Genomic DNA, 21,814 nt, shown 5'->3' on the forward strand with positions numbered 1-21,814 from the left:
CGTCCGCCATTAACCCGTTTTATAAATTGAATTGAGCGCTGCTGCTTGCCTTTCCGCTTCCAGACCTCGCTGCGCTGTTACCACCGCCCGACTAACAAGATCTTTCTTCTGAGCAACATTGATGTCATCAGGAATTCTTTGCCCGTCAGTGACATAAGTTACCGGCAGGCGCTTTTCCACAATAAGCGAAATGGCTTCTCCCAGACTCCCGGACTCATCCATCTTACTTAGCACACAGCCATTCAAGCCCAGAGACTGGTAAGCATTATAGGCCTGCTCCACCACACGACGCTGACTACTACAGGAAACCACCAGCAATTTTTTCAACCGCAGCGTAACTGAAGCCAACATTTCTAGCTGTGATTCACTATGGGGTTCCTGAGCATTCAAACCTGCAGTATCAATAAGTACTAATCGCTTATTCCTAAGTGAATGCAGCACTTCATCAAGGCTATTATTTTCATCAACAACCCTAACTGGCACATCTAAAATCCGACCAAAAGTCCGTAACTGCTCATGAGCTGCTATACGGTATGTGTCCGTAGTCACAAGCGCCAAGCTGGAGCTCCCGTATTTAAGAACATGCCTGGCTGCCAGCTTACCGATAGTCGTTGTCTTACCCACTCCCGTAGGACCGACAAAGGCAAGCATGCCACCTCGCTCTATATAATCTTCACCCTGCACGGGAATGGCATCAGACAATCGACCTAGCGCGTTTTTCCAGGCCTTATCTGGCGCAAGGTTATTTTCAATCCCTGTCAAAAGGTGTGTGGCTAGCCTTTCACTTACGCCGAGCAGCTCAAATTTTTTCTGCAGAGGTGTTTTTACAACTTCGGGGGTGGCCACTTGAGATAGCACTTGCTGATTTAGCAACTGTTTCAACTGCGCTATTTCATCCTGCATAGACTGAATCAACTGATTACCAGCCCCTACCTGGGGCTCAGTAGCAGACAGCTCATCCTGCAGATCAATACCTAGTGACGCATCATCAAGTGCGTTTCCCTGCATGTAATTTTTATGCGCCTGATTAGCCTTCTGCTTCTGCCTTTGCTTGAGAGAAGTAAGAATGGAACGCAGCTCTTCATCGGTTTCCGGTTCCATTTGCTTGTTAACTGTTCCGACGGGATCACGAGCCACCGTAGACTGCTGCTGTGCTTCGGCAATCTGCAAACGCGCTTTTTGAAGCTCACTATTAAGGGCTTCTGACCTCCCACCAGTTAGAACATCGATCTGCTCCTGACGGGAAGCAACCTTTTTCTGCTTCTTGGAAAATTCTCGCTGTGCAGCCTCATAGTCATCCTCATGCGCAGCCACCACCTCAACACCACCGGCAACTCGGTGATTTGAAACAATAACCGCTTCCGGTCCAATTTCATCTCGGACCCTGCGCATAGCCTGACGCATATCTGGAGCAAAAAAGCGTTTTACTTTCATATCAATTCCTTATCGGCCACACAGGCGGAGCCTGAAGCAAATTACGCAACTTCCTCACCCCCAACCGTTGCCACAATCGTGACCTTTTTATTTTCAGGAATTTCCTGATAGGAGAGCACATTGATTTGATGCTCACCATATCTAACAAATTTAGCCATTAAAGGCCGCACCGGCGCTGCGACCAGCAGCACAGAAGGACGACCCATCATCTCTTGCTGCGTAGCAGCCTCAGACAATGAACTTTGCAGACGCTCTGCCATACCAGGCTCCAGCACCAGGCCATTCTCCTGACCTTGTTGCACTGAATTTAGCAACAACTGCTCTAACTGTGGAGCCAACGTGATAACGGGCAGTTCAGACTCTGCACCGTTGATGTTCTGCACAATCAAACGCGATAGCGAAACACGCACAGCCGCCGTTAACGCAAGCGGATCCTGAGTTCGATTAACTGCATCCGCCAACGACTCAGCAATCGTGCGAAAATCTTTCAAAGGCACCTGCTCCATCAGCAGGTTCTGCAAAACCTTCAACAGAATGCTAAACGACAACTTAGCAGGAACCAGCTCATCAACCAATTTTGGAGAGGTTTTGGTCAGCATATCCAACAACTGCTGAACCTCTTCATGACCGAGCAATTCATGGGCATGAGTCTGCAATAGCTGGTTCATATGCGTTGCAACAACCGTCGAAGCATCAACTACCGTATAACCAAGAGACTGAGCCTGCTCTTTCTGCGACTGCTCAATCCAAACCGCCTCTAAGCCAAAAGCAGGATCTTTTACTTCAACACCCTGCAGCTTACCGAAAACCTGCCCCGGATTAATCGCTAACTCCCTATCAGGGTAGACTTCGGACTCACCGACAATCACACCCATTAAGGTAATTCGATAGGCACCCGGCAATAGATCCAGGTTATCGCGAATGTGGACCGAAGGTACAAGAAAACCCAAATCCTGAGAGAGCTTTTTACGCACCCCCTTGATCCGGCTCAACAACTGCCCACCTTGCATTTTATCCACCATCGGAATCAGCCGATAGCCAACTTCAAGGCCTACCATATCCACCGGCATCACATCATCCCAGTCCAGCTCACGCTTCTCAGACTCTTCTTCCTGAGGCATTTCAGCTTCCTGCTGAGCTTGCTCTACTTCAGCCTGTACTTTTTTCTGCTGCAACTTGAGGATCCACCAAGCGCCGCCACCCGCAAGAGCCGCCAGTGAGAGAAATGCAAAATGCGGCATACCCGGGATGATCCCCATTACAGTCATCACACCGCAGGCAACAGCCAATGCTTTAGGCGAAGCAAACATCTGACTAACGACTTGCTTACCCATGTCATGGGAAACATTCTGTCGCGTAACCATGATTGCGGCAGCCGTTGAAAGTAGCAATGAAGGTACTTGGGCAACCAGGCCATCACCGATAGTTAACAAGGAGTAAAACCGCATCGCGGTTTCAAAATCCAGGTCGTGCTGCAACATGCCGATGGCTAACCCACCCAACAGGTTAATAACCAGAATCAGAATACCCGCGACAGCATCACCACGAACGAATTTCGAAGCACCGTCCATGGAACCGTAGAAGTCGGCTTCCTGAGTCACATCTTCTCGGCGTTGTTTTGCTTCTTCCTGACCGATCAATCCAGCATTGAGGTCAGCGTCGATCGCCATTTGCTTACCCGGCATTGCATCCAGGGTAAATCGTGCACTTACCTCAGAGATACGTCCGGCACCTTTGGTCACTACAACGAAGTTGATAATGATAAGAATCAGGAAGACAACAAAACCTACAACGTAGTTACCGCCAACAACAACCTCACCGAACGCTTCGATGACTTTACCTGCGGCATCTCCACCCTCATGGCCGTAAAGCAGAACAACTCGAGTAGACGCCACATTGAGCGCCAACCTCATCAAGGTGGCAACCAGAATAATGGTTGGGAAAATAGCGAAATCCAGCGGTCTTTCCGAATAAACACAGACCAGCAGGACAACGATAGACAGGGCGATATTGAAGGTAAAAAAGACGTCAAGAAGGAACGGAGGAACCGGCAGCGTCACCATCGCCAGAATAACAAGCAGCAGTAGAGGCACACCGAGGTTACCCTTACCTATACTGCGTACATTATCCAGTATGACTGCTCTATCCACTTAAACACCGACGTCAAAAAAACAACACTTAGCTATTTAGATTGCCAAAAATCCAAACAAAGGTGTCAATAATACGTTATTTTTTTGACAAATAGCTATACCAGCCTTTGAAAAAGCAATTTTCAAGCCAGTTATAGGTCGTCTTTGAACTCATCCGGGATAGGTAGCTTATTAACATTGAGCTCGGTCGGTCTCTCCGCTTCGCGCTCTTTATAACGCTTAAGCTGGAATACATAGGCCAGCACCTGAGCAACGGCCATATAGAGACCTGACGGAATTTCGTCATCAATCTCAGTAGAATTATAAATAGCCCTGGCTAAAGGTGGCGCGGAGAGGATTGGGATATCGTGCTCTTTAGCAATTTCCCTGATTTTTAAGGCGACAAAGTCAGCACCCTTTGCCAACAAAACGGGAGCACCACGGTTTTCGCCATCATATTTTAATGCTACAGAATAGTGGGTCGGGTTGGTAATAACGACATCAGCTTCGGGGACCGCCTGCATCATCTGACGCTGAGCTATCTCGCGCTGTAACTGCCTGATACGTCCTTTTACTTCAGGCTTACCCTCTGTGTTCTTCAACTCATCCTTAACTTCCTGCATGGTCATACGCATTTTCTGCGTATAGTCATAGAGCTGATAAGGCACATCGACGACAGCCACTAAAATTAAGACCGCACTTAACGCCATAAACACCCAGATAATAATATCCAGGGCTTCATCTATGGCCACCCTCGCTTCATAGGAAGCTAAGGCAAGAATATCTTCACGAATCGTCCAAAGAATCAGAATGGCGAAGCCACCGACCAAGGAGAACTTTGCAATAGCTTTAAAAAGCTCGATAAGTGATTTCAATGAGAACATGCGTTTGATCCCTGCTAGGGGATCGATACGGCTGCCTTTCGGTACAATAGACTGCCCACTAAAGTTCCAACCACCCAAGGCAATGGGCCCAACCAAAGCAGCCAAGGCTAAAACCGCAAAAATGCCTGCCAGCCCCATAATGGCCTCTTCAGCAGAAACCTCAAAATGAGCCAGCATTTTATTGGTATCAAAAACTGACTGACGATCGAGAACAAAATTACTCTCCATCATCCCCAGCATACTTTCAGCCAATTGAGAGCTAAAAATAATCACTGAGAATACTGCCGCCATTAGAACCAGCGTCGTTGCCAGTTCTTTTGATCGGGGAACATCCCCCTTCTCCCGCGCTTCTCGAATTCGCTTGGGGGTGGGGTCTTCTGTTTTTTCCTGACCAGAATCTTCAGCCATTAGCCAGCCCTATAGGAGATTCTCAATGTAGTCGAGCACAAAAACCGATATACGCATATATTGATCAAGAAAGCCGCCCAAGTTCACCCAGTTGATAAACAAGCCTAACACCATCGTAAATGGAAAGCCCACCGCCAGGATATTCAGCTGAGGCGCGGCTCTAGACATAATCCCGAAAGCCATGTTTACAACCAATAAAGCGGTAACCGCAGGGAGCGCCATCAACATAGCCGCTGAGAACATCCAGGTTCCGGACAACGCCACCTTCATAAAGCTATCCCGATCGATCGCCTGAAGACTCACCGGGAGCACCTCAAAACTACGCACGACAATTTCTATCATGATCAAATGACCATTCAAAGCAACAAAGATCATCATGATCAAGGTCAGGTAAAACTGCCCCAACATAACAACTGAAATACCATTAGCAGGGTCGGTCATAGACGCAAAACCCAGACCCATCTGCATTGCAATCATCTGCCCACCAAGAACAAACACCTGGTAAAACACCTGAAAAAGGAAACCCAGCATCGCCCCAACAATAACCTGCTGCGCAATAATCAGATAACTCTCAACACTCAAGCCATTGAAAGCAGGCATCTCAGGCAACATGGGCGCAATAACAGCCGTCACAGCAAGCGCCAACATCAAACGGATTCTGGCATTGACCAACTGACTACCCAGCAGCGGAACCGCCATGAAAAAAGAACCAATACGAAACAGCGGCCACAGAAAGGCAGCTACCCACTGTTCGATCTGAAGAATACTCAGCTCTAACAAGTGGCTAACCTATAAGATAAGGAATATTTTTAACTAAGTTAGAGAAATGCTCTGTCAACTTAGTCAGCAACCAGGGGCCCGTCCACATTATCACCAAAATCGTAACTAATAATCGGGGAAGGAAGCTTAAGGTTTGCTCATTGATTTGAGTTGCTGCCTGAAACGTTGAAACAATAAGACCCACAATCAAACTGGGAACGATAATAACTGAAACCAGTACCACGATGAGCCAAAACGCCTCACCAAACAGACTTAAAACCACCTCAGGTGTCATTTCGCCTCCTCAGCTTAGCTACAATCCAAAACTCGCGGCCAGCGTTCCAATCACTAATGCCCAGCCATCCACTAACACAAATAGCATAATCTTGAAGGGTAGTGAAATAATCACTGGAGAGAGCATCATCATACCCATCGCCATCAGGACACTCGCCACAACAAGGTCAATAATCAAGAAAGGAATAAAGAGCATAAAACCGATCTGGAAAGCGGTCTTAAGTTCGCTGGTTACAAAAGCAGGCACAAGCACGGTAAAAGGGATCTGTTCGGGCGTTTCTACTGCCGGAGTGCCTGAAATGCGCATAAACAATTCAAGATCGCTCTCGCGAACCTGAAGCATCATAAACTCTCTGAACGGAATACTGGCAGCCTGAAGCGCTTCCAGAACATTCATTTCTTCATTCATATATGGCTGCGCAGCCTGGATATAAATCTGATCCAGCACCGGCGTCATAATGAACAACGTCAGGAACATCGCCATCCCCACCATAATCTGGTTGGAAGGCGTCTGCTGCAAGCCCAACGCTTGCCGCAAGATAGCAAAGACAATAATAATACGTGCAAAAGAGGTCATCATCATGAGCATGGCTGGCAGGAATGTCAGCATTGTCATGAGTATGAGCACTTGCAGCGTCACACTATAATTTGTCGAGCCATCTTCAGCTGTATTCAGTGTTACTGCCGGAATCCCTACATCAGCAGCCAAACCCAATTGGGGCATTGCAAGGGCCATTACCAGAAGCAACAAGCGTAAAAGGTTACTCTTCACCCTTTTGCTCCTTGGCTTTCTTCATGACCTCACTCAGACGCTCAGCAAAACTAACTGAGTTCACATCACTCTCTACTACTGGCTCATCAAAGGTATGCAGATGCGAAACACGCCCAGGAGCGACCCCTAGCAGCATTTGTGTATCACCCACTTTCACCAGCACCGCTTTTTCCCTGGCAGTGAGAGGCAATACCCCTATCACTTTCATATTATGAGTAATCGGCGCAAAGCCTGAAAACCGCTTAAGCAACCAAAAGAAAGCAAAAATAACGGCCATCACCAGGAGTAAGCCTAAGATAAGCTGGCTCACTGCCTCTGTGCTAAAAGGCTCTTGAAAAGAAGGTCGCGCAGAGGAAGAGGTGACTACAGATTCACTAGCCACCGCAGAGAAAGATACCAATATAGCGAGGAGCGTACCCAGAAAACGCATGCGGTTTATTTAAGCCGCTTAATACGTTCTTGAGGACTAATAACATCAGTCAGGCGGATACCGTACCGATCATTTACGACCACTACTTCACCATGCGCGATCAACGTACCATTAACCATCACATCCAGCGGCTCACCCGCTACACGATCAAGCTCGATAACCGAACCTTGATTCAGTTGAAGCAGATTACTAATAGGGATGTCAGTTTGACCTACTTCCATGGAAAGCGTGACAGGGATATCAAGAATGACATCGAGCTTAGGATCTGAGACAGGGGTTCCTTCATCCTGTAACTCATCAAGTTCGACCGAATCTCCCGTGACGCCAGTCGCAGCAAGAAGCTCATCGGGATCTACCGATTCTTCGGTATCACCCTGTTCTTCCATTGCTGCAGCCCATTCATCGGCTAGCGCTTGTTGGTCTTCAGTTTCATCACTCATGCACTAAACTCTCTAAAATCCAAATACTTACTTGGGCCGTTCAATCTGATTTACAACTTTAACTGCGAGATTACCACGAGAGACACCCATGGTGCAGTTATATACAGGAACTTTATTCGCTTTAAGCTCAAAGGTTTCTGGCAATTCAATGGGAATAATATCACCGGCCTGAAGATCCACGACATCGCGCAATGTCATTTCCTGTTGCGCCAGAGTCATTTCTAGTGGCAACCCAGCCATAAGAATGTCACGCTGCAGTGCTACCTGCCAGCGTTCGTCTTTCTCATCTTCACCACTCTGGAAGCCTGATACCAGCAGATCCCTAATTGGCTCTAGCATCGAATAAGGCATCGCCACATGAAACTCACCTGAGCCACCTTCAAGGTCAACCTGAAAAGTGCTGACTACAACTACTTCTGTAGGATTGATGACATTTGCCATCGCGGGGTTCATTTCATGACCAAGGTGATCAAAGGATAACTCTTTAACCGGATTCCAGGCTTCTTCAAGATCAAGGAAGAACTGCTCAAGGGCTTTATGGATTAGGCGGGTCTCTGTAGGCGTAAACTCGCGACCCTCAATTTTTGCATGGCGCCCATCACCACCAAAGAAGTTATCCACAAGTTTAAATACCAGCTTGGCATCCATAATAAACAGTGCGGTACCACGCAATGGATTCACACGGATAAGGTTCATACTGGTAGGAACGTACAGGGTATGAATATAATCTCCATACTTCATCACCTGAACACCGCCGACCGTCACATCCGCTGCACGGCGTAACAGATTGAACAAGCTTATTCGTGTGTAACGGGCAAAACGCTCATTGACCATCTCCAGTGTCGGCATTCGCCCACGAACAATACGCTCGTGACTTGCCAGGTCATACGTCCTGACATCGCCTTCATCAATCTCTGCCTCTTCGGAAGTCTCAACATCGCCATCATCTACACCATGAAGTAGCGCATCGATCTCATCCTGTGACAGCAGATCTTTAACTGACATTTACACTGGTTCTCCGCAGCAGCAATTCTTGATCATTGCATAACCATGTTGGTAAACAGGATAGCTTCCACACCTGGCTTACCTATCTTCTCTTGCATAATTTCACGCACCAGATCTGTGGACTGTTCTCGTAGCGCCTGCTTACCCTCAAGAGACTGCAGAGTCCTGAAGTCCTGGGTACTAAACAAGTTATTCAACCGTGATACGATCAACGGCATGTGCAAAGTCAGCGCATCCGCAACGGCCTGATCACGACTTTTAGCCTCTACATAGAGCTGCATATAGTGAGGACGCTTATCTTTTGACTGCAAGGTCACCACGAACATAGGCTTTCCGCCCATCGTACGCACTTTGGTGTAAATAGCATCAGCTCTTACGGGCTCAGCTGGTGCAGCCTCTTCAGCTGGAGCAGAATCCCCTCCCAGGAAAAACAACGCCGCTGCTGCGCCGCCACCGCCAACAATGATCAGCGCAACCACTGCAATGATAATTAGTTTCAGCTTTGAAGACTTTTTTTCCCCGCCTTCTGCTGCTTCTTGTGCTTCTTCAGCCATCAAAATACCCCAACACTAGCAAGCTATATAAAACCACTTATGACTTATCGGTCTAATATAACACACTGATTTTAAGGCTGAAGATACTGAATGATGAATTCTTCAGCTTTTCCTTTCAGTATCTGTCTAATTAGGCGTAATAATCGACTAAAGAAACAGATCGCTTAGCTTGCTCCGAAACTTCAGCTTCACCGTCGACTCCTCCAGCAGTTCCATACTGCCCTCCATTGCCTGAGCCGTCAGCCAACTGTTCCCGCCTTTGCTGATCGGAAGAATGATCGGATACCGACGAATCCTGAAGCGCTAATCCCTGCTCTGCAAACATCTCACGAAGTCGCGGTAAGCTTTGTTCCACCGCATCCCTGACATGCGCATGCGGAGAGGTAAAGCTCAAACTTACCTGATCCTGATTAACATTCACTCTGACATGCAATGAGCCCAACTCTGGTGGATCCAGCTGAATCTCTGCAACACGTGTATTCTGCGCCGCAATCATCACAGCTCTCTCACCCAGAGCATTATTCCAGGCCGGCGTATTAATCTTTACCTGCTGAGGCATCATCAGGTTTTGTGATTCCGTCGCCACTTTTTGCGCATTCGTTGGCATTACCAACGATTGAGTTGTGCTCGGTTGAAGCGAACTGCTATTAGCAATTTTTTCCACAAGCTGAGTCGCGCTATTATCGATCTTCTCGCCCGCAGATACCTTTTGTAAAAGCTGCTGCGTCATATCCAAAGCACTTTCAAACTTTTGAACGCCCTGTCCTTCTGGCTTATTAATTGGCAGCGGTTCAGGTTTAACCTGAGGTGAGCCCTGCGCCTCATTCATTTTTGCAGCTTCAGCCTTAGCTGCGGCCGACTGTTGATCTACAGTAGTTTTCACCACTGCGACATCACCCGCCTGCTGACGGTTCTGAGGCTGCTGATTGGCATTAGCTTCATCCAATGCAGAATTTGAAGGTGCAGTACTACTGTTTACCGCAACACGTTCATTAGCATTCTGAATTGCCTGAGAGGAAGCTACAGTTGCAGGATCGCGGGCCGGAGTCACTACCTCAGCAGATCGACCCACCGCTTCCGATTTTGCGGCTTGCTCACTCATCGGTGTTTTTTGAGCCGCATCCGCTTTCAACTGCTCGGTAGAAGTTTCTGGTATTCCTTGGGCAGCTGCCGGTGGTTTTTCAGCAACCACAGCAGGATTTATTTTGGGATCTGCACCGACTGCCTCACTACCCGCAACGCCTGCCGTTTTACCATCGCTAGCTAGAACAGGCTGTTGATTAGCCTGCTCGGTAGAAACCAATGTCTGCCTGGCTGTTTCAGCTGCTGCCACGCCAGTGTCAACGGGTACAGACTGAGTAGCTAACGGCACTGCTGACTGATTACGTACAGAATCAGCATTTAGCAACGCGTCATCCGCGGTATTGCTGGCCTTTGTATTCAACAACGGATCCTGAGAGGCAACTTCGTGCCCTGACTCCACAACCTTTTGAGACGCTGCCTGATCACCAACTTCATCAGGTAAAACCGGCTGCTGGCCTGCATACTCTTTAAGCGCTCGAGCTAACTCAGCACCTAATTCAGGAGGAATTTCTGAACCCGAAACCCGCTGCTGCTCTAGCATTAAAGCGACCTGCATCATCTGTTGACGCATAAACTCTTGTTCAGACTCAGTGGATTGCCCTTCTGGCAAAGCCCCCTGCGGCAATGTAACGCCCTCTGACGGCAAGACGACGCCGCTATCAAACTCAGCGCTGACATGCTGACTTGACGACTGCTGATTCAGCATTGAGCTGAAGCCGGTGAATAGAGGCACCCCGCCGGACTGGCCTGAAGCCCCGCCCTGCGGCATTACCGATAGATTTAGTGATAACACTCCGCCAGCCGCGGAGGATAGAATTTGCTCACTCATTTCAGGCTCCTGTTATTCATGCCTGAACAAGAATTAGCAAAATAAGGGCCAACTTATATAAAAGGCGTCCGAATAGTTTGCGCTCGCTCATCCAGCTGCTGCTGCAAGGCTTTCTCTTCAGCCATGTTTTCAGCATTGATCGCTTTATCTTTCAGCTTTTCAACACCTTTAACTTTTGCGTAGGCTTCCTTCCAATGCTGCTCAACAACAGCGAGCTCTCGCCTGTTTTGCTCCATAGCCTGCTGCTGAGTTGTCTTCGCATCCTGAATCTTTTGCAGAAACGCTTGCTGCGCATGTAACTGAGCACCACTTAAGCCTTCGGCATTAACGCCAAGGTAATTTTGTTGATACTCGGACATGTATTGATCTAACTGCTCCATTGTCCTTTTGTCCTGCTCAACCCGCTGACGGCTAGCTGCCAAAAACTGATCAGCCTGTTGCTTCTTCCTCTCAGCAAGCTCAAGTACAAGTTGTAATCGCTTAGAACGCTTATTCATTTCTGAAGACCATTAGTCACAGGCCGATGAACCTGGCCCTGAGCAGCAGCCGGCTGTGGCGGCGGCGTACTCAAAATCATCACCATTTGCTGCATAGACAGCTGCAATGGCACCGGCTCACCAATATCCTGGCGAAGGAAAGCATTCATCGAGGGTAGGTTTTCAATGACGAAATCAGTATCCGGATCACTTCCTTTGACATAAGCCCCTACGTTGATGAGATCTTCATTCTGCCGATATTTAGAGTATAGCTGCTTAAAGCGCATCGCCATCTTCAGGTGATCGGGTTCGATGATTTGGGGCATCGCTCGGCTAATAGAAGCCTCCACATCAATAGCAGGATAATGGCCTTGTTCAGCCAGCCTCCTAGCTAATACAACATGACCATCAAGTATTGCCCTGGCTGAATCCGCAACCGGGTCTTGCTGATCATCACCTTCCGTAAGTACGGTGTAGAAGGCGGTAATCGCCCCACCCCCTTCCTGCGCATTACCGGCGCGTTCAACAAGCTTTGGAATTTTGGCAAATACTGAAGGTGGGTAACCTTTGGTTGCAGGAGGCTCACCTACCGCCAAAGCTATTTCACGCTGAGCCTGAGCATAGCGCGTCAGTGAATCCATCAACAAAAGAACATTCTTTCCCTGATCGCGAAAGTACTCAGCAATACGTGTAGATAATTGAGAAGCACGAAGACGCATTAATGGTGAATCATCCGCAGGGGATGCCACCACGACAGATCGCTTGAGGCCTTCTTCACCAAGACTATGTTCGATAAACTCCTTAACCTCTCGCCCCCTCTCACCAATCAGGCCAACAACAATAATCTCAGCCTCAGTAAAACGGGTCATCATGCCGAGTAACACCGACTTACCCACGCCACTACCAGCAAACAACCCCATACGCTGACCGCGCCCAACCGTTAGTAATGAATTGATTGTACGAATACCTACATCAAGGGTTTGGTTGATAGGTGCACGCAGAAGCGGGTTTATAATCTCACCTGCTAAGCCAGTTTCAGCTTCAGGTCTTAGCGGGCCTTTGCCATCAATGGGCTTACCCACCCCATTTAAAACACGCCCCAGAAGGTTCATCCCAACCGGTACCATTCCCGTATCTGCTCTGGCTATTACAGGGGTGCCGGCTTGCAATCCCTCAATAGGATAGAGCGGCATCAAATAGATACGATCACCGGAGAAACCAACAACTTCAGCTTCAATATGCTGCTCAGGAGACAAAACGATACTACAACACTCACCGACCGCACATTTAATGCCCACCGCCTCAATGGTCAGGCCAATCATTCGGGTAATTCGGCCTATAACCTGCGGTTTAACACTTGCGAAAGCGATCGAGCGATGCCGGGAAAGGCGCTCAAAAAGCTTACTCATCACCTTGGTCCGCTTGCGTTAGCATGTTCGCTTTTAACTGCGCTACCGCTTCTGCAAAGCGCTCTTCCACCTCATGTTTCACAATGGTGTTTTCAGCTTCAAGAAGGTAACCGCCTACCTGAACCTGTGGATCGGGGATAAGCTCAGCCGCTACCCCTGGCACTTGCAGGAGCGGCTCAAGATAAGCACGGTCATCTGGATGAACTTTAATGATAACCCGCCCCAAAGGCTCGGGAATCATCCGCAAAGAATCACGTATAGAATCAAGCAACAATCCTTTGCGTTCGGTCAACTCGGCCTGAACAACTGACTCTGACATCGATACCACAAGCTCAAGCAAACAAGCTTCAAGCATGCTAGCACTAGTATTGAGAGGATTCTCAAACTCAAGAACCAACTGCCCCAGGAGACTCTGAGCACGTTTGAGGTCGTCATCACTCTTCGCGAGACCCTCAGCATAACCGGCATCATAGCCCTCTTGCTGACCTTGCTGACGCCCTTCTTCAATACCTTTCAGCCGCCCTTCTTCAAGCCCCGCTGCCAAACCTTCGATTCGTGCGTTTTCACGAATTTCTTCAAGTTCAGCAACAGTAATTTTCTCCGCCGCTAAGACCTCTTCGACAACCGTAACTTCAGATCCGGCTTTTTGTTGAAGCCCCACAGACACAGGACCACTCATCTGCGGCAGATCCCAACTAACAAGATCAACCGCATCAGCGGCCCTGATTGGCTTAAATTCTTTGTTATCAGACATAGCGTTTCATGCTTACAGCATCTCTTCGCCACCGCCACCCAGGATGATTTCACCATCATCCGCGAGTCGACGTGCAACAGATAGAATCTCTTTCTGAGCCTCTTCAACTTCAGAGACACGAACTGGGCCTTTCGCTTCCAGGTCATCCCTTAGCAGCTCGGCAGCTCGTTTAGACATGTTGCGGAATATTTTTTCCTGCAGATCTACATCAGCACCTTTCAATGCGATAACCAGAACATCTGTAGAAACTTCACGGAGAATAGCCTGAATACCCATATCCTCAACATCTCTAAGATTATCAAAGACAAACATCAGGTCGGAGATGGTACTTGCGAGGTTTTCATCGCTTTCTTTAATGCCTTCCATCAACTCGGCCTCTATATTCGAGTCGATAAAGTTCATTATATCGGCAGCATTCTTGATACCACCCAAGGTAGCAGTACTTGCACCACCAGCGCCAGCAAATTGACGCTCCAGGATGTCATTAAGCTCTTGCAACGCCTGAGGTTGAATACGATCCAGGGCCGCAACCCTCATCAAAATATCCAGGCGCTGCTTATCATCGAAATACCCTAGCACACCAGCAGCCACATCTGGTTCCAGATAAGCGACAACAACTGCCTGAATCTGAGGGTGCTCGTAGCGAATAATTTCCGCAATCTGACGAGGCTCCATCCAGCGCAGCGTATCCAAGCCGGACGTATTAGTACTCATCAAAATGCGGTCAAGTAAGGTTTTGGCTTTCTCTTCGCCCAACGCCTGATTCAGCATAGAACGAATATAGATGTCGTTATTGATACCGATACCGGTCTGATCACTCACCAGCCCCATAAAGTCACCAACAACACTCTCAACACGAGACTGAGGTATGTTGTTTAGCTGCGCCATTGCTTCGCCAATCATCTGGACCTCTTTTGGCCCCATATGCTTGAGGATTTCAGCCGCGTCAGCTTCACCTAAGCTAATCAGTAGAATCGCAGCTTTATCAATTTCGCTGAACTCACCCTGATTTGCTTCATCACTCATCGTCACCTACCCATTGCTTCACAGCCTGCGCCACCCGCGCAGGATCTTCCGCAACCATACTACGAATCGCGTTTAGCTGATAATCAAAACTTTCATTAGGCGTAGGTAACAGACCGTCATCACTACCGAATGTCACAGAATCCGCTGAGAAATCTCCACCTTCCAAACCCTCAAGTTCAGCAGAGACCTCACCTGCAGCACCAAGGCCAGCAACATTACCCGCTGTGCCCGCCGCAGCCAGGTTACGCAAAATTGGACGAAGGATACCGAAGACGAGAACCAATACAAATATCGCGGCCATCACCTGCTTCATGACATCCATAACCCACTCCTGCTTCCAGAGCGGAATCTCTTCGGTAACAATAGGCTCTTCAGCCGCGAACGGTGTATTTACCACATTAACGCTATCGCCACGCAGCGTAGAGAAACCTACCGCATCCTGAACCAGAATTCTCAGTCGCTCCAGCTCATTCTGATCCCAAGGCGTACGCGAGGTTTCACCTGTTTCAGCATTTACGCTCGCCAGATCATCCACTACTACCGCTACTGTTAAACGGCGCACTCGGCCTTGCTGATGTTTGGTGTAGCTGATAGTACGATCAAGCTCAAAATTACGTGTTGCCTGCTTACGGCTAGAACCAGGCTGACCGTTACCTGCTATTACACCTTCGCCCGAAGCCTGTTCTGGCACACTGCTTTGCCCAGGCGGCTGGTTTGAAAGTGCACCTGGAATGCCTACTGGTGCGCCATTACCGACACGCGACTCATCCATCGTTTGTTCACTACGAAGCGCCGGAAGGTCGGGATTATAAAGTTCGTCTGTTTGCTCTACGGAAGTAAAATCTACATCAGCGGAAACCTCAGCACGGAAGCGCCCCATACCAACAACAGGCTGAAGGATACTGTTAACACGATTTAACAAAGTATCTTCAATACTTCGCGTGTATTCCAGCTGCTTCGCGGCGAGGACAACATCCACATCTTTATCACGCATATTCAGCAAACGCCCGCGCTGATCTACAACCGTGACATCTTTGACATCTAAGGCAGGAATACTGGAAGCGACAAGGTTGGCGATGGAAGCCACCTGATCTCGCTCAAGCTTTCGACCAGAAAACAGCTCAAGAAAAACCGATGCCGTTGGCTTACGGGTATCACGAATAAATACGGTATCTTTTGGAATAGCCAGGTGGACACGCGCATTCCTAACAGAGGTCATACTGGAGATCGTTCTGGCAAGCTCCCCCTCCAAACCACGACGATACTTTGTCGTTTCCATAAACTGACTAGTACCCAGGCTTTGCTCACGATCAAGAATTTCAAAACCTACGGTCTTATCTGAAGTAAACCCTTCAGCAGCCAGCTTTAAACGCGCTTGATGAACATGCTCATCAGGCACCAAAATCGCCCGACCATCAGCATCGAACGTGTAAGGAACATTATAAAGGCGCAGTTGTTCAATAATCTGGTTCGCATCGGAAAAAGTCAGGTTACTAAACAGAACTCGCTGCTCGGGCTTTTGTGACCACAATACTACTGCAAAGCCAATCGCGACACTTGCCGCAAGACCTACCATTAGGCCAATCTGTCTCACAATACTTAGCTTATTGAAGCCAAGCATTGGATTACCAGTCAGAGCATCAGCGTTATCAGCCACGAACTTTTCCTATTATTCTATTTATTAGATTGGCATCTTCATTACATCTTCGTAAGCGGTAACGAGCCGGTTACGAACCTGGGTCATCGCCTGAAAAGACACAGAGGCCTTTTCTGCTGCGATCATCACTTGAGGAAGATCAACTGATGGATCGCCTTTCTCATATGCAACTGCCATTTTTTTGGCATCTGCCTGAGTCTCGCTAACGCCATCAACGGCATTCTTAAGGATTTCACCGAATCCAGTACGATCTGAAGGCTTAACAGCACCGATGTCCGTAGGGTTTACCGGCATCATTTCAGATGAAGCGCTCTGCACTTGAGACTTTAGCTCTCTCATCTGCATCAGAACACTATTAATGTCAGCTCTATCAACCATATCCACACCAAACGGCAATTTATTGACATTATAAACAGACAGGTCGATGCATCAATACCTAAATGATAGCAAAGCGACATTTTTCTGTCTTTTTATACTGCCCTTTTTGTCTTTATATAGTTAAAAAGCAAAAAACGGGCCAGAAGCCCGTTATTGTTTTGACGATTGACCGATTAATAATGCGCATCCGGTGGATCGCCATATTTCAGACGCACATACATCAAAGCAACAGTCAGCGCATCACCAATAGCCGTATGCCTTTCGAGCATAGGAATATCAAGTTGCTTTGAAATGGTATCAAAACGAAGATCAACATTGCCGCCCACCGACTTCCATTTAATGATGTCGTGGTAGACATGCGATAGTTCGATCGCCTTATTTGGCAAACCAAAGCCAAACTGCGGCCGAATAAACTTATCCAGCATTCTGATGTCGTAGTTAACGTAGTAACCCAGGATGGGACGATTCCCGACAAACTCCAGCACCTGCTCCAGTGCATCCTCGATATCAATCCCGCCGGCAAGATCACTTTCACGGATTTTGTGAATCTTAATCGAATCACCCGTTAAGGACTTAGGCGGCTTGAGCTTAATATCTAAGCGATCACTACTAAGGACTTTCCTGCCTTTAATTTTTACTGCACCGATGGAGACAATTTCGCCTTGTTTAACATCAAGACTGGTTGTTTCACAATCCAGTGAAACAACTTCATCGCCATCATACTTCTCAAATAAGCTCGCATACGGACCAGCCTTATGGTCGTACTTTTCTTTTATTCTTCTTACCGCTCTGGGTATGATCATTCAACTTACCCTCCGAGGTGATACCTTAACTCCAGATGCTTCTTAAATCCTTTTACGATATGTAATGCATCTCGGAGCAAATCACGCTCCAGCTTATCCAGCGATTGCAGATCAATTATATTTGGTGTTTGATCATGACCTGTATCGCTGCATTCTATCCGCTTGATTTGTTGTCTTAATCGCAAACTGATAAACAGACTCAACGCTTCTGTTATCTCTCTGCCATGCTTCTCTTTGAGCTGTCCCATTTCAGTCAGGGCTTCTATTCGCTCAAAGGTATTGGTTGCCTTTACTCTGTATTCCAAAGCCAGCGTTCTGATCCCGTGCACAATTGGGAAAATACCGCCTTTCTTGATATCCAACTGCCCTTTATCTTTCAAATTACCAAAGAATGTCAGCGGAGTATCAAATTCTAACGATGCTTTTGCGAAGTGAGAGAAGAACACATCATTGTTACGAAGATGACGCATAAACCAGTTTCTGCTGGCTTTGAATATTGCTGGATTACCAGCAACAGGCTTAGCATCCACTGCGATTGCCAGATTCATCTGGGAATCACCATCACAACGATCAGCCCACTCACTCAGCATTTTAGTCCAGTCACCCAGTGACTTAACCCATGCTGGATTGGAGACCATAATATTACCCGGACAAGGCGGGAAGCCAAATTCGATCAAAGTCTCACTAAACTTATTCAGAGTATTCTGCATCTCCGGCCAGACCAAACCATCCCTATGAATAATCGCATTATCCTGATCGGTTTTCATGATCTGCTCACCGCGTCCTTCAGATCCCATCACCAACAGACACACATGCGGCTGCATATCTGCAGGAATAATAATATTGAAGAGTTTTGCGATAATACGGCCATTCATAGCGGCCAGAAGATCCATAGCGAAGCGGGTTTTCACCCCATGAGAAACCAATGCCTTGATAAGATCATCCAGCCCTTTAGCGGCCTCTTTAAGATCTTCTACCGTTTGAGCACGTTCAATTCTTAAACCAATAACATGGGAATGACTGGAGAAATAACTCAATACATCTGTGAGCTCAACGATCCCGCCCATCTCATTATCTTTCATGACCACAACACGCTCGATGTGCTGTTGTGTCATGATGATCAGTGCATTGAAGAGGTAATCATCCGGCTTTACTGTAATCAGCCTGTAGCTAGCTATTTCCGCCAGGTCAGTTGTCATTGGCAATTCATTAACAACCACGGCATCGAGAAGATCGGTACCTGTCACCATACCGTAGCGATTGCCGCGTTTTACTAATAGGCAATCCGCCTTTTTTTCACGCATCAGCATGGTTGCTTCGCGAATAGAAGTGCCTTCCAGTATCACCAAAGGCTCGCGTACCAGACCATCAGACACTTTTGCCAGCATGAACTCGGCCATATCCTGGTCTTTACCATGCTGCTGAACAATTTCAGTTTTGGCAGACAAGTTTTGCTGGAAATAATCTGCAAACAGACTGTTTGTTGCCATCAGATCCAACAGTGTTTTTGTAGGCAACACATGACAGATCGTCTCTTCTTCTGCGATAAAATTGTGGATCGCCTTGCCGCGTATCGCGGACCAACCACCAAAATAGTCTTCATTAGTGTAATGAACGAAAACGTGCTTCGCAGCATCGCTGTCATCCTCAGCCACTTCAGACTCTCCTACCCTTCCTTTCAGAATAACAAACACACCTTCAGGCTCTTCACCCGCCGTCATAATGTATTCGCCTTTCTGGTAGTAAACGATATCCAGATTTGAACGAAGCAAATTTTGCTCGTTTTCATCCAGCAAACTAAAAGGCAAGTTCGTCATTTTGAAAGAATCAGGCATTTCCAACATCCCCTCTGTAGGAAAAAGAAAAAGGGCGCTCCAACTCCCGCTGGGCGCCCTTTATTTATTTTATCAAGTCGATCTTAGTGATCGTGAGCAGCACCAGCACCACGCGGGATACGCAGATCTTCTACGATATCCTGGATTTCCTGTGGTGGTTCTTCAGTCATGTTGGATACTACGAAACCAACAATTACGTGAAGGATCGCACCAACAGTACCGAAGCCGCCTGGAGAGATACCCATGATGTATTCAGATGGAGTACCGCCACCGAATGCGAAGTAGTACATGTAGCACATAGTAGTGATAAGACCTACTAGCATACCTGCAATCGCACCCTGAGAAGTGTGACGCTTCCAGAAGATACCCATGATGATCGCTGGGAATACGGACGCACACGCCAGACCGAATGCCAAGGCAACTACCTGTGCCACGAAGCCTGGAGGGTTAATACCGAAGTAACCTGCGATACAGATTGCTACGATTGCAGCCAGACGAGCGTACATCAGTTCCTGCTTATCAGAGATATCAGGATTGATTGTTTTCTTCATCAAGTCATGCGAAATCGCAGTAGAGATTACTAGTAGCAGACCTGCTGCTGTAGACAGTGCCGCAGCAACCGCACCCGCAGCTACCAGAGCAATTACCCAGTTAGGCAACTGAGCGATATCTGGGTTAGCCAGTACCATAATGTCACGGTCTACGTATACTTCGTTCGCAAACGGCTGTTTAGCAGAATCGAAAGAAGGATCAGTGATCGCGTTTGTAGTGATACGCTGACCGAATTCACCACGCTCATCACCCTCTACAAACTTAGGCTTACCTTTACCCGCATCGAAAGCTTTACCAGCAGAGTACTGTACTTTGCCGTCGCCGTTACGGTCCTGCCATGCTAGCAGACCAGTGTTTTCCCAGTTTTTGAACCAATCTGGCATGTCTGCGTAAGCAGTACCAGTGTTGTCTTTACCGTTGATAGTTTCAATCAGGTTTACACGACCGAAACCAGCTACACCTGGAACCGCAGTGTACAGTAGCGCGATGAAGATCAGTGCCCAACCAGCAGACAGACGAGCATCTTTTACGCGAGGTACTGTGAAGAAACGTACGATTACGTGTGGCAGACCTGCAGTACCGCACATTAGTGCAACTGTCAGGAAGAACAGGTCAACGGTTGATTTCTTACCATCAGTATACTGACTGAAACCAAGGTCAACAGACAGTTGGTCAAGCGTCGCCAGTACTGACATACCGCTATCCAGAGTCGCACCCAGACCGATCTGTGGCAGGAAGTGACCTGTAACCTGAGCAGACAGGAAGAATGCAGGTACAGTGAATGCCAGAATCAGTACAACGTACTGTGCAACCTGAGTATAGGTAATACCCTTCATACCACCTAGTACAGCGTAGAAGAATACGATCGCCATACCGATAACAACACCAGTATTGATGTCAACGTGCAGGTAACGAGAGAATACGATACCAACACCACGCATCTGACCAGCTACGTAGGTGAAAGAGATTACGATAGTACAAATTACTGCCAACGTACGCGCAGTATTTGAGTAGTAACGGTCACCGATGAAGTCAGGCACTGTGAACTTACCGAACTTACGCAGGTAAGGTGCCAGCAGAAGCGCTAGCAGTACGTAACCACCAGTCCAGCCCATTAGATAAGCAGAACCGTCACGGCCGATAAAGGAAACCAAACCAGCCAGGGAGATAAACGAAGCCGCAGACATCCAGTCAGCTGCTGTCGCCATACCGTTTGCAACCGGTGGTACACCACCGCCCGCAACGTAGAATTCTTTAGTAGATCCTGCACGCGCCCAAATCGCAATACCGATATATAGGGCGAAGGAGCCACCTACAAAGAGAAATGTTAAAACGTCGAGACTCATAGCAATGCCGTCCTAATAAAAATTATTATTGTTGTTATTCGTGAACGTCATACTTCTCGTCAAGCTTGTTCATGCTGAACACGTATGTCCAGATCAAGATGACGAATACGAAGATTGACCCCTGCTGACCGAACCAGAAACCTAATGGGAAACCGAAGAACGGAATCGAATTAAGCTGTTCAACAAACAGGATCGCGCAGCCGTAGGAAACTACGAACCAAACCACGAGGTGAGTCACAATGATGCGCAAATTTTCGCGCCAGTAGGCTTGCGCCTGCTCATTACTGATTGACATAACACCATCCTTATTTTTGTTATTTAGAAATTGGTGAGAAATTAAAACGGATACAGACTAACAAACCGTGAAATCAAACAAAGCTCAACTTTAGTCGATTCAACAATAGGCTACTTTATCCGTAATTCTCCCGAATCGACCGTCGTTAGGCCGATGCAGCTAAAATAAAAAAACCTAATAACTACAACAAGCTATACAAAGGTCTTAGCTGTTATTTCATTTTTCTTGCATTCAAGAGGTGCATGAAAGGACTATCAGGGAT

At 47.6% G+C, this 21,814-nt stretch carries 21 protein-coding genes; all 21 read right to left on the bottom strand.

Going from position 1 to position 21,814, the window contains the following annotated elements; all coding sequences use genetic code 11:
* Positions 1 to 9: 9 nt before the first annotated feature.
* Complete coding sequence (gene flhF / locus MED92_RS08120; RefSeq protein WP_007021047.1) at positions 10 to 1,434, bottom strand: flagellar biosynthesis GTPase FlhF; 1,425 nt, start codon at positions 1,432 to 1,434, stop codon at positions 10 to 12.
* 41 nt (positions 1,435 to 1,475) lie between these two features.
* Positions 1,476 to 3,584, bottom strand: coding sequence for a flagellar biosynthesis protein FlhA (gene flhA / locus MED92_RS08125; protein WP_040661675.1), 2,109 nt, complete (start codon positions 3,582 to 3,584; stop codon positions 1,476 to 1,478).
* 131 nt (positions 3,585 to 3,715) lie between these two features.
* Positions 3,716 to 4,855 carry a flagellar biosynthesis protein FlhB gene (flhB, locus tag MED92_RS08130; protein WP_007021049.1) on the bottom strand — a complete coding sequence of 380 codons (1,140 nt, stop codon included), beginning with the start codon at positions 4,853 to 4,855 and terminating at the stop codon, positions 3,716 to 3,718.
* 9 nt (positions 4,856 to 4,864) lie between these two features.
* Positions 4,865 to 5,635 (bottom strand): flagellar biosynthetic protein FliR, encoded by a 771-nt coding sequence (fliR, locus tag MED92_RS08135; protein ID WP_007021050.1) that lies wholly within the window; start codon positions 5,633 to 5,635, stop codon positions 4,865 to 4,867.
* A 4-nt stretch (positions 5,636 to 5,639) separates the two neighbouring features.
* The gene (fliQ, locus tag MED92_RS08140) at positions 5,640 to 5,909 is read right to left on the bottom strand and encodes a flagellar biosynthesis protein FliQ (RefSeq protein WP_007021051.1); all 270 of its coding nucleotides are present in this window, start codon (positions 5,907 to 5,909) and stop codon (positions 5,640 to 5,642) included.
* A gap of 18 nt (positions 5,910 to 5,927) precedes the next feature.
* Positions 5,928 to 6,644, bottom strand: coding sequence for a flagellar type III secretion system pore protein FliP (gene fliP, locus MED92_RS08145; protein ID WP_040662425.1), 717 nt, complete (start codon positions 6,642 to 6,644; stop codon positions 5,928 to 5,930).
* A 25-nt stretch (positions 6,645 to 6,669) separates the two neighbouring features.
* Positions 6,670 to 6,990, bottom strand: a complete 321-nt coding sequence (gene fliO, locus MED92_RS08150; protein ID WP_162010862.1) for a flagellar biosynthetic protein FliO — start codon at positions 6,988 to 6,990, stop codon at positions 6,670 to 6,672.
* A gap of 125 nt (positions 6,991 to 7,115) precedes the next feature.
* Complete coding sequence (fliN, locus tag MED92_RS08155) at positions 7,116 to 7,550, bottom strand: flagellar motor switch protein FliN (RefSeq protein WP_007021054.1); 435 nt, start codon at positions 7,548 to 7,550, stop codon at positions 7,116 to 7,118.
* 27 nt (positions 7,551 to 7,577) lie between these two features.
* The gene (gene fliM / locus MED92_RS08160) at positions 7,578 to 8,555 is read right to left on the bottom strand and encodes a flagellar motor switch protein FliM (protein WP_007021055.1); all 978 of its coding nucleotides are present in this window, start codon (positions 8,553 to 8,555) and stop codon (positions 7,578 to 7,580) included.
* Positions 8,556 to 8,587: 32 nt separating this feature from the next.
* Positions 8,588 to 9,109, bottom strand: a complete 522-nt coding sequence (locus MED92_RS08165; RefSeq protein ID WP_007021056.1) for a flagellar basal body-associated FliL family protein — start codon at positions 9,107 to 9,109, stop codon at positions 8,588 to 8,590.
* A gap of 130 nt (positions 9,110 to 9,239) precedes the next feature.
* Positions 9,240 to 11,021: a flagellar hook-length control protein FliK gene (locus MED92_RS18495; RefSeq protein WP_007021057.1), complete on the bottom strand. Its 1,782-nt coding sequence runs from the start codon at positions 11,019 to 11,021 to the stop codon at positions 9,240 to 9,242.
* Positions 11,022 to 11,074: 53 nt separating this feature from the next.
* Entirely contained in the window at positions 11,075 to 11,518 is a 444-nt protein-coding gene (fliJ, locus tag MED92_RS08175) for a flagellar export protein FliJ (protein ID WP_007021058.1), read from the bottom strand.
* Positions 11,515 to 12,906, bottom strand: a complete 1,392-nt coding sequence (gene fliI / locus MED92_RS08180) for a flagellar protein export ATPase FliI (RefSeq protein ID WP_007021059.1) — start codon at positions 12,904 to 12,906, stop codon at positions 11,515 to 11,517. The genes fliJ and fliI overlap by 4 nt, the downstream gene beginning before the upstream one ends.
* Positions 12,899 to 13,660, bottom strand: a complete 762-nt coding sequence (locus MED92_RS08185; RefSeq protein ID WP_007021060.1) for a FliH/SctL family protein — start codon at positions 13,658 to 13,660, stop codon at positions 12,899 to 12,901. The genes fliI and MED92_RS08185 overlap by 8 nt, the downstream gene beginning before the upstream one ends.
* Positions 13,661 to 13,672: 12 nt before the next feature.
* Positions 13,673 to 14,686, bottom strand: coding sequence for a flagellar motor switch protein FliG (gene fliG, locus MED92_RS08190; RefSeq protein ID WP_007021061.1), 1,014 nt, complete (start codon positions 14,684 to 14,686; stop codon positions 13,673 to 13,675).
* Complete coding sequence (gene fliF / locus MED92_RS08195; RefSeq protein WP_050764180.1) at positions 14,679 to 16,307, bottom strand: flagellar basal-body MS-ring/collar protein FliF; 1,629 nt, start codon at positions 16,305 to 16,307, stop codon at positions 14,679 to 14,681. Before fliF ends, fliG begins: the two co-directional genes overlap by 8 nt.
* 60 nt (positions 16,308 to 16,367) lie before the next feature.
* Complete coding sequence (fliE, locus tag MED92_RS08200; protein ID WP_007021063.1) at positions 16,368 to 16,721, bottom strand: flagellar hook-basal body complex protein FliE; 354 nt, start codon at positions 16,719 to 16,721, stop codon at positions 16,368 to 16,370.
* 173 nt (positions 16,722 to 16,894) lie between these two features.
* On the bottom strand, positions 16,895 to 17,524 hold the full coding sequence (locus MED92_RS08205) for a 3'-5' exonuclease (RefSeq protein ID WP_007021064.1): 630 nt from the start codon (positions 17,522 to 17,524) through the stop codon (positions 16,895 to 16,897).
* Positions 17,525 to 17,529: 5 nt separating this feature from the next.
* On the bottom strand, positions 17,530 to 19,359 hold the full coding sequence (locus MED92_RS08210) for a putative nucleotidyltransferase substrate binding domain-containing protein (RefSeq protein WP_007021065.1): 1,830 nt from the start codon (positions 19,357 to 19,359) through the stop codon (positions 17,530 to 17,532).
* Positions 19,360 to 19,442: 83 nt separating this feature from the next.
* The gene (locus MED92_RS08215) at positions 19,443 to 21,257 is read right to left on the bottom strand and encodes a sodium:solute symporter family protein (RefSeq protein ID WP_007021066.1); all 1,815 of its coding nucleotides are present in this window, start codon (positions 21,255 to 21,257) and stop codon (positions 19,443 to 19,445) included.
* A 34-nt stretch (positions 21,258 to 21,291) separates the two neighbouring features.
* Positions 21,292 to 21,552 carry a DUF4212 domain-containing protein gene (locus MED92_RS08220; RefSeq protein ID WP_007021067.1) on the bottom strand — a complete coding sequence of 87 codons (261 nt, stop codon included), beginning with the start codon at positions 21,550 to 21,552 and terminating at the stop codon, positions 21,292 to 21,294.
* Positions 21,553 to 21,814 lie beyond the last annotated feature (262 nt).

This window comes from Neptuniibacter caesariensis, assembly GCF_000153345.1.
Taxonomy (GTDB): domain Bacteria; phylum Pseudomonadota; class Gammaproteobacteria; order Pseudomonadales; family Balneatricaceae; genus Neptuniibacter; species Neptuniibacter caesariensis.